Below are 7,012 nucleotides of genomic sequence, written 5' to 3'. Positions count from 1 at the left end.
TATAAAAATAAAAATTGGCCGCATTTTTTTTTCATTTTGCGGCAAACTGTAATTTAGGTAACAAAAAACAACTCAGCTGACCTGGTTTTCGCCCCCACACTCGCCTGCTGGAAGGTTCGCTCCTAAGCATTCCGCTCCCCACTACTACCTCTCTCGCCCATAATTTTTTTGCGGCAGGACTTACTTCTAAGCTGCACCGTGCTCACAGCAAAATTTTGCTGCTTACGTGGATCGTTTCGCCTGCAACTGGCATCGACTTGCAACCACAGACCTGAGTTGTCCTATCTATTATAATGGGAAAAAAATTTTTTTGCAAGTCAATCGCTCTGCATACTTTTATCTTTTCTCAAAAAGTGCTATACTATTTGTACTCAATATTGAACGGAAAAAGGAAATAAGCTTTATGATTGCTATACCACAATGTCTGGACTTTGCTGATGCTCGCCTGACGAAGGATATCTGCGAGTTCTATTTAAGAATGTTGGAAATTAAAAATAGAGAAATTTATCTGCACAGCCAGCAGGTTGCCAATTATTCTGCCAGCACTGCCGCTAAGCTCGGTCTGCCTGCCAGCGAAGTTTCGCAGATAAAAACAGCAGCGCTGCTGCATGATATCGGTCAGCTTTCCGTACCCAATATTATTTTGGCTAAGCTGCCGTTTCTTTCTACGCGCGAGCAGTCTATTTATAAACGTCACTGCATCGCAGGCGCCAGCATGCTGGAAAACATTCCCGGCTTTGATACCATCAGCGATATCATCCGCGCGCACCATGAAAAATGGGACGGCACCGGTTATCCCAAACGCCTGAAGGGACAGAACATCCCTATCGGTGCACGCATAGTCGCCGTAGCCAATTATTATGACCGCAACCTTAACCCCTGCACCCAGCATTGGCAAAAAACTCACGCCGACGCTATCATCGAGCTGCAGAATAAGGCCGGTCTGGATTTTGAGCCGGCAATAGTCAAAGCCTTTATCGAATCTGTTATTCCGCAATCCTTGCGCACACAATTAAAATAGCATTGTCAGTCCTGCTAAGACCGACAATGCTATTTCTTTTTCCTGGCATCCCTGCTCCTGCGAGCCGGGATGCTTTATTTTTTATAAATTTGTAAACGCACTGCTTATCAGATGCTCAAGCCTTCACCGTCATCCCATTGTACAATGCCGTCTGCCTTCAGCGATTCCTGCACTAGGATAACGCGTTGGTTTTCGCTGCCGCGAAAGCGCAGATTAGGATTCTTCAGCTCAAGCTTAAATTCTCCGTCTACCAGTACGTCAATGTAGGACAACATTTCCTCAGTGATTTCCCAAGCGCCGAGATTACCTGTCAGCATATCTTTTTCGAAATCATAGCCGCTGTAGCACCAGATATCCTTCTTGGGAAAGCGTGCTCTTACCTTGCGCAGGAACGGCAGCAGTTCTGCCTGATTGGCAGGCTCGAATGGTTCACCGCCCAAAAGCGACAGGCCGCGGATATGTTCGTTCTCCAACAGCTCCAGCAAATGCTCTTGCGTTGCTTCCGTAAAAGGCTGACCGTAATTAAAATTCCAGGACTCCGGGTTGAAGCAGCCCTTGCAATGATGCGTACAGCCGCTGACAAACAGCGATACACGCAAGCCCGGTCCGTTAGCAATATCCAGATTTTTTATTTCTGCGTAATTCATACGCCCTCACCTCGCAAATTACAGATGCATTACTCTGGCTTTGATTTCCTTAGTCTTGCCTACATTCCAGAAGTTCTCTCCCAGATAACCGCAGGTACGGCGGATAACCGTCATCTTGGAGTGATCCTTGTTGTGGCATGCGGGGCATTCCCACTCATTATCATCATTAATGGTAATTTCACCGTCAAAGCCGCAAACATGGCAGTAATCGGATTTAGTATTAAACTCCGCATACTGGATGTTGTCATAAATGAATTTGACAACCTCTTCCAATGCTTCGGTGTTGTGACGCATATTAGGAATTTCTACATAAGAAATCGCACCGCCGGAGGAAATATTCTGGAACTGGCTTTCAAATTTAAATTTGCTGAAAGCATCAATCTTCTCACGTACGTCAACATGATAGGAGTTAGTGTAGTAACCCTTATCGGTAACATCCTCAATCGTGCCAAAACGTTCCTTGTCGATACGTGCGAAGCGGTAGCAAAGGCTTTCTGCCGGTGTACCGTACAGACCGAAGCCCAGACCTGTCTGTGCCTTCCATTTATCGCAGGCACCGCGCAGACGGTTCATAACGCGCAGAGCAAAATCCTTGCCTGCAGGATCTGTATGGCTTACGCCCTTCATCAGCTTGGTCAGCTCATAGAGGCCGATATAGCCAAGAGAGATAGTAGAATAACCGTTTTCCAGATACTTGTCTATTGTTTCACCCTTACCCAGACGGGCAATAGCACCGTACTGCCAATGTACAGGACTGACATCGCTCTTAATGCCCTTCAGCGCATTGTGACGGCACATAAATGCTTCAAAGCACAGCTCCAGACGCTCATCCAACAGCTTCCAGAACTTCTGCTCATCGCCTTTGGCAACAATGCCAATCTGCGGCAGGTTCAGAGAAACTACGCCCTGATTGAAGCGACCTTCAAATTTATAGTTACCGTTTTCATCCTTCCAGGGAGACAGGAAGCTGCGGCAGCCCATCGGGGAGAAAACATTGCCTTCGTAGTTTTCACGCATCTTCTTAGCGCTGATGTAATCGGGATACATACGCTTAGCGCTGCATTTTACTGCCAGACGTGTAATGTAATCGTACTTGCCGCCCTTCAGGCAGTTATGCTCATCCAGAACATAAACCAGCTTCGGGAAGGCCGGGGTTACATAAACGCCCTTGTCATTTTTAATGCCCTGCAGACGCTGACGCAGAATTTCTTCAACAATCATGGCGTTTTCCTTCAGATACGGATCATCCTTCTGCAGATTCAAAAACAGGGTAACAAACGGAGATTGACCATTGGTGGTCATCAAGGTATTAATCTGATACTGAATAGTCTGTACGCCGCCCTTCAGCTCGTAGCGCAGGCGCTCGTTTGTCAGACGCTCCAGAGTTTCCTCATCAATGTTGCCTTCAGCGGCCTCCATAATACCCTTTTTGAACTTTTCGTAGCTCTTACGCAGATATTTGCCCAGATGACGGATATCAACAGACTGACCGCCGTACTGGCTAGAAGCAACAGAAGCAATAATCTGTGTCATAACGGTGCAGGCAACCTGAAAGCTCTTAGGACTTTCAATCATTTTGCCGTTCATAACCGTGCCGTTATCCAGCATATCGCCGATATTAATCAGGCAGCAGTTGAAAATAGGCTGAATAAAATAGTCGGCATCATGGAAATGCAGCACGCCCTCTTCATGCGCCTTCGAAATCTTTGCCGGCAGCATAATACGCTTCGTCAGGTCCTTGGAAACCTCACCGGCAATCAAGTCACGCTGAGTAGCAGCCATCGTTGCATTTTTATTACTGTTTTCTTCCATAACGTCCTTATTGCTGTTGCGGATTAAGGACAGAATAGAATCGTCGGTAGTGTTGGCCTTACGCACCAGAGCACGTTTATAACGGTAAATAATATACTGCTTTGCCAATTCAAACTTACCGGCATCCATCAGGCTATGCTCTACCATATCCTGAATATCCTCTACAAGCAGACGCATGCGGTTACGAGATTGTACGCTATCCGCAATTTCCTGGATTTTATCCTCCTCAATACGAAATTCCGGTTCCACGGCAGCATTGGCTTTTTGAATAGCAACGACAATTTTTGCGGCATCAAAATCTACTGTTGTGCCATCGCGTTTAATAACTTTCATAACCTGTCAGCATCCTTTCCTGTAAAAATTAAAGTTATAAATTCATATCTTCGTATAAGAACTAAGAACAAAATTCCATAAGTTATTCTTAAAATACACCTATACGTTATTCAAGGCTCTGACCGTAACAGTCAAAGCCTTGTCTTTATCATAAAAAACAGCTACGGTTAAGCGCAGCATTTTCTGTAGCTTTATTCTACCACAATATATCGTAGGTGTCAAAGATAAATTCATCAATATGTTGATAAAATTCTTTGTAGACGATTTTTTCGCCAATTTAGCACTTAGCTTTATTTTTTCTGTTTTCAGCTAATTGCTTTACAAAAAAGTCCTGCAAGAGGAAATATTCCGCAGAAAAGCAACTCAAAATTATCCCTCTGACGGCGTTTTTTCAAGCTGTTACCTTTGTACACGCACTGCAAAATATGGTATAATAATTTTCATCTTATTGTTTTGTTATAGGGGTGTTGTTTATGCATAATTCATCAGCAAATAATCATAGTACTCGCGGCGTTCTCATGCTCACGCTGTGTGCTTTTATCTGGGGCACTGCCTTTATCGCGCAAAGCGTCGGAGGCAATTACGCCGAACCGTTAACCTTCAACTGCGCGCGCAGTGTTTTGGCTACTATATTTTTGTTCGGCTGCTGCCTATTGTTCGACAAAGCGGCAGGTAAGCGCTTTACTGTTTTAGGCAGTGATGACCCTATTTATAAAGAACGTCTGCTTAAGGGCGGCATCACCTGCGGCCTGTTCCTCTCACTCGCGTGTTTTTTCCAGCAGCTTGGCATAATGTACACTACCGTAGGCAAAAGCGGCTTTATTACAGCACTCTATATCATTCTGGTACCTGTTTTGAGCTATATCTTCTATCGTCGCTCTGTTTCCCTGCTGCAGGGTCTCAGCGTTGTCGTAGCAGCCGTAGGCATGTACTTCATCTGCATCAACGAAGGCTTCTCTATCAACAAAGGTGATTTATACACCCTCATCTGCGCTTTCTGCTTTGCCGCACAGATTATCGCCATAGAAAATATCATTAAAAATCTTGACGGCGTGCGCCTGTCACTCATACAATTTATGACCTGCACCGTGGTCAACGGTGTGCTGATGTTTATTTTCGAAACACCATCCATGAGCAATATTATTGCAGGCTGGGCACCTATCGCCTACGCCGGTATCATGTCCAGCGGTGTAGCCTACACGCTGCAGATTGTCGGCCAAAAACATGTCAGCTCCCTGGTTGCCTGCATGCTGATGAGTCTGGAATCAGCCTTCGCATTGGTAAGCGGCTGGCTTATTTTGGGACAGGCTATGAGCAGCCGTGAAATCTTTGGCTGTGCTCTGGTATTTGCAGCTATTACGCTGGCACAGCTGCCGGAAGAAATACTGGGATTAAAGAAGCACTAAGCCTTACACTTAAAATAAATTGACAAAGAAAAAATAATTTCCTATAATAAGCAAAGTAAGAGAGATTCCTGATAGCTGTATGTCAGTCCTCTCCGGATTTTGTTTTGCGAGAGACTGCCTGCTACCTCAGGCAGTCTTTTTGTTATTCTTTTATTACCTTTTATCCATTGAGAAATTATTACTGGCAAGGAGCTGATATTATGGATCATTTTCAGATTCACGCACCTACACAAATAATCTTCGGTAAAAATACCGAAAACGAAGCAGGTAAATGGTGTAAATATTATGGTGCCCACAAGGTACTTGTACACTTCGGCGGCCACAGCGCCAAGAAAAGCGGTCTGCTGGACCGCGTCTGCGCCAGCCTGAAGGACGCAGGCCTGGAATACGTACTGTTGGGAGGCGTTGTGCCTAATCCGCAGCTTTCCATGGTTAAAAAGGGCGTAGAACTGTGCCGTGAGGAAAACGTTGATTTTATTCTCGCAGTCGGCGGCGGCAGTGTTATCGACAGCGCCAAGGGCATTGGTTACGGTCTTGCCAACCCCGGAGATGTGTGGGATTATTATGCTAAGAAAAAAGAGATTACCGCCTGCGCTCCGCTCGGCGCAGTGCTGACTATTGCGGCAGCAGGCAGCGAAATGAGCAACTGCAGCGTTATCACCAACGAGGACGGCATGCTCAAGCGCGGTCTTTCTACCGATTACGGCTACTGCAAATTCGCTATTATGAACCCTGAGCTTACCTATACCCTGCCTGCCTACCAGACAGCCAGCGGCTGCACTGATATCATGGTACATACCTTGGAGCGTTATTTTACCGCTCCTGCCACACATCAGCTGGCACTAATCGACGGTATTGCCGAAACATTGCTGCGCAATGTTATGCGCTATGCTAAAATTGCACTCAAAGAACCGGATAATTACGATGCCCGCGCCGAAATCATGTGGAGCGGTACCCTGTCCCACAACGAAACCACCGGTGACCGCACCTTCGGTGACTGGTCCTGCCACCAGCTAGAACACGAGCTGAGCAGCATGTTCGGCGTTGCTCACGGCGCAGGTCTGGCAGCAGTCTGGGGCAGCTGGGCACGCTATGTCTATAAAGAAAATGTCGGCCGCTTTGCACAGCTGGCAACCAATGTTTTCCATATTCCCTATAACTTCCGTAATCCCGAGGCTACAGCTTTAGAAGGCATTGCTGCAATGGAAAGCTTCTTTCACCATATCGGTATGCCCACCAGCATTCACGAGCTTATCGGCAAGGACCTCACAGAAGATGAAATCAAAGAGCTGGCATATAAATGCAGCTTTATGAATACGCGCACTATCGGCCAGTTTAAAGTTCTGACTATCGGAGATATGGAAAATATCTACCGTGCGGCAAAATAACCTGTTACTAAAATCAAAATGCTTCCCTTTGCGGGGAAGCATTTTTTCATCTAGTGCCGGAAACACAAAAAACTCCGTAACCAGAGAGTTACGGAGTAATTTTTATGAAGATTACATTGCTGCTTCTTCAACAGGATATACACTGATTTGGCGTTTGTCGCGGCCTTTGCGTTCAAATTTAACGCGACCTTCAACCTTAGCATAAATAGTGTAGTCCTTGCCCATGCCAACATTGTTGCCCGGATGGAATTTAGTACCACGTTGACGAACGATGATGCTGCCAGCGGTTACCAGCTGGGTGTCATGAGCTTTGGTACCCAGACGTTGTGCGTTAGAGTCACGACCGTTGTGGGAGCTACCAGTACCTTTTTTATGTGCATGTAATTGCAGAATAATTTCAAACAT

The 7,012-nt window shown here is 45.9% G+C and carries 6 protein-coding genes; 3 read left to right on the top strand and 3 right to left on the bottom strand.

Annotation, left to right across the window (positions count from 1 at the left end):
* The first annotated feature begins 403 nt into the window (after positions 1–403).
* The gene (locus HMPREF9443_RS05055) at positions 404–1,021 is read left to right on the top strand and encodes an HD-GYP domain-containing protein (RefSeq protein WP_021720610.1); all 618 of its coding nucleotides are present in this window, start codon (positions 404–406) and stop codon (positions 1,019–1,021) included.
* 107 nt (positions 1,022–1,128) lie between these two features.
* Here HMPREF9443_RS05055 and nrdG read toward each other — a convergent pair whose 3' ends face one another.
* Both nrdG and nrdD read right to left on the bottom strand, forming a co-directional pair.
* Positions 1,129–1,668 (bottom strand): anaerobic ribonucleoside-triphosphate reductase activating protein, encoded by a 540-nt coding sequence (nrdG, locus tag HMPREF9443_RS05050; protein ID WP_009145445.1) that lies wholly within the window; start codon positions 1,666–1,668, stop codon positions 1,129–1,131.
* Between the two features lie 18 nt (positions 1,669–1,686).
* Positions 1,687–3,813, bottom strand: a complete 2,127-nt coding sequence (gene nrdD / locus HMPREF9443_RS05045; protein WP_009145444.1) for an anaerobic ribonucleoside-triphosphate reductase — start codon at positions 3,811–3,813, stop codon at positions 1,687–1,689.
* A 473-nt stretch (positions 3,814–4,286) separates the two neighbouring features.
* Between nrdD and HMPREF9443_RS05040 the strand changes: the two genes are divergently transcribed.
* Positions 4,287–5,219 (top strand): DMT family transporter, encoded by a 933-nt coding sequence (locus HMPREF9443_RS05040; RefSeq protein ID WP_050787107.1) that lies wholly within the window; start codon positions 4,287–4,289, stop codon positions 5,217–5,219.
* A 200-nt stretch (positions 5,220–5,419) separates the two neighbouring features.
* A complete protein-coding gene (locus HMPREF9443_RS05035) occupies positions 5,420–6,607 on the top strand; it encodes an iron-containing alcohol dehydrogenase (protein ID WP_009145441.1) in 1,188 nt (395 codons plus the stop codon).
* 111 nt (positions 6,608–6,718) lie between these two features.
* On the opposite strand, the gene rpmA is transcribed toward HMPREF9443_RS05035, so the two are convergent.
* A complete protein-coding gene (rpmA, locus tag HMPREF9443_RS05030; protein WP_021720615.1) occupies positions 6,719–7,012 on the bottom strand; it encodes a 50S ribosomal protein L27 in 294 nt (97 codons plus the stop codon).

Origin of the sequence: Phascolarctobacterium succinatutens YIT 12067, from assembly GCF_000188175.1 — a bacterium.
GTDB lineage: Bacteria > Bacillota > Negativicutes > Acidaminococcales > Acidaminococcaceae > Phascolarctobacterium_A > Phascolarctobacterium_A succinatutens.
Note: the sequence above shows the minus strand (reverse complement) of the source record. Positions and strands in the feature narration are given on the sequence as shown.